1 pseudogene is annotated in these 350 nt (G+C 32.3%); it reads right to left on the bottom strand.

Annotated features, from left to right (window positions below):
• A pseudogene (locus P8V03_RS19275) lies at positions 1-350 on the bottom strand (hypothetical protein); the annotation flags it as partial.

A 350-nucleotide genomic window follows, 5' to 3' on the forward strand; every position in this document is an offset into this window, starting at 1 on the left:
TTCGTTATAGGAATACTTAATATTCTTTCCGTTTTCAAGAATTCTAGTTATATTTCCATTTTCATCATACCAATAGTTTATAGGAACAAGTTCATTTTGTACAGAAGATAACCTATTTACTGTTGCTCCTTCTTCTTTACCAGTGACAGATACATAGGCATACCGAGTTTGAAAACTGGTACGTCCTATATTTATTGTCTTTCTCTGTAGTCTTCCAAGGTTATCATAAGAATATCTCACTGATTTGTTGGTGTACAGTGAAAGTATCTCCCCTTCTGTTAAGTCTGAAGATGAATAATTGAAGTTTCTAATTAATCCATTTAGTGAATAGGTTCCACCTATATTACTTC

Origin of the sequence: Clostridium tanneri (genome assembly GCF_033659955.1) — a bacterium.
Classification (GTDB): domain Bacteria; phylum Bacillota; class Clostridia; order Clostridiales; family Clostridiaceae; genus Clostridium_AM; species Clostridium_AM tanneri.